Here is a 1,682-nt window from a genome sequence, read left to right as displayed (position 1 = left end):
GTACTATCTGTACTGTCTGCGGCTTCGTCGCCTTGTCCTGATTTTTGTTAATCCACTATAGGTCGTCTGAAAACGGGCTAACGGCTGCCCAGCGGCAGTCCGATGTCCGAAATCAGCCTGTCGGGCAGGACGTCATCGCGGAAGCGGTAAAGCTGCGCGGGACGGCCTTTGCTGCCCGATACGCCGGTATCCGACGGCTCGATGAGGTTTTGCTGCTGAATCTGGCGGCGGAAGTTTTGCTTGTGCAGCAATCTGCCGCTGATGGCTTCGACGCTGTTTTGCAGTTGCAGCAGCGTGAATTCGGGCGGCATCAGTTCGAAAATCACGGGGCGGTATTTGATTTTGGCGCGCAGGCGGGACAGTGCGGTCGCCAGTACGCGGCGGTGGTCGTGGCGCATAGGCTGCCCCGTGAGCGTGCAGTCGAAGTTTGCCTGCGGCTCGGCGGCTTCCGCTATCAGGCCGCTTTCATACAGCATTTCATAGCGTTGCAAAACGTATTCTTCCGACCAGTTTTCCGGTTCGACCCCCCAGCACAAATGAATGCGCTTGAGCCGCTTTTGGCGCACTTCCTCCGTATCCGCTGAGTTTGCCCAAATGTGCAGGCGGCTGACGATGCTATCGCGCTGTCCGCCGTCGGTACGCAAATCTTCCCACGGAAAATAGCAGTAGCAGTCCTGCCATTTCGCATCAGGATGCAGGATGTTGTCGGCCGCCTCACGCACCAGCCCCAGATAGCTGACGTACAAGACAGGCATGCCTTGCTCGTTTTGGCGGCGCGTATCGACAAAGGTATAAAGCTGTTCTACATAGCCCATAGGCTGCGATGTCTGCTTGGCGACCCACATCCTGACCCCTGCCTGCAAGGAGTGGCGAAGCGGTGCAAGCAGGCCATTGGGTAATAGCTCTCCTTTGGCAACTGTCAAAACCCTCAAGCTGCCGTTTGTAATGGCGATCAGTACAGGAACCAGCTCGACGATACTTTGCGTATTGGCTGCTGTTTCAGGATAGGCATCCATGCGTGGCTTTCATTCAAGAGAAAACCTTATTGTAAACCAAAGCGGTTTTCAGACGACCTTGCATATTATACTCAAGTTGAGCATAATATAAAACTATTTCAAAATATAAACGGCAAACACCTTCATGCCGTCTGAAAAACCAGCTACAAGGAAACATCATGCAAACCGCCGCCCGCCGCTCGTTCGATTACGATATGCCACTCATCCAAACGCCGACTTCCGCCTGCCAAATCCGTCAGGCATGGGCGAAGGTTGCCGACACGCCCGACCGAGAAACAGCAGGCCGTCTGAAAGACGAAATCAAGGCTTTGTTGAAGGAGAAAAATGCGGTCTTGGTGGCGCATTATTACGTCGATCCGCTGATTCAGGATTTGGCTTTGGAGACGGGCGGATGCGTGGGTGATTCGTTGGAGATGGCGCGCTTCGGCGCGGAACATGAAGCCGATACGCTGGTGGTGGCGGGCGTACGCTTCATGGGCGAGAGCGCGAAAATCCTCTGCCCTGAAAAAACAGTGCTGATGCCTGATTTGGAGGCGGAATGTTCTTTGGATTTGGGTTGTCCCGAAGAAGCGTTTTCAGCGTTTTGTGACCAACACCCCGACCGTACGGTCGTAGTGTACGCCAACACTTCCGCTGCCGTAAAAGCGCGTGCCGACTGGGTGGTAA

General features: G+C 54.8%; 2 protein-coding genes. One reads left to right on the top strand and one right to left on the bottom strand.

What is annotated here, in order from left to right; genetic code table 11:
* Positions 1 to 77 precede the first annotated feature (77 nt).
* Positions 78 to 1,016, bottom strand: a complete 939-nt coding sequence (locus ACTHUM_RS13285; RefSeq protein ID WP_440403089.1) for an NUDIX hydrolase — start codon at positions 1,014 to 1,016, stop codon at positions 78 to 80.
* 158 nt (positions 1,017 to 1,174) lie between these two features.
* On the opposite strand from ACTHUM_RS13285, the gene nadA reads away from it, so the two are divergent.
* The coding region (gene nadA, locus ACTHUM_RS13280; RefSeq protein WP_440403088.1) for a quinolinate synthase NadA at positions 1,175 to 1,682 on the top strand (508 nt) is incomplete at its 3' end.

The organism is Neisseria sp. P0021.S006 (genome assembly GCF_051956895.1).
Note: the sequence above shows the minus strand (reverse complement) of the source record. Positions and strands in the feature narration are given on the sequence as shown.

Coding starts and splice junctions, on each gene's coding strand:
- ACTHUM_RS13285 (WP_440403089.1), bottom strand. CDS start 1,016: ATGGATGCCTATCCTGAAACAGCAGCCAATACGCAAAGTATCGTCGAG.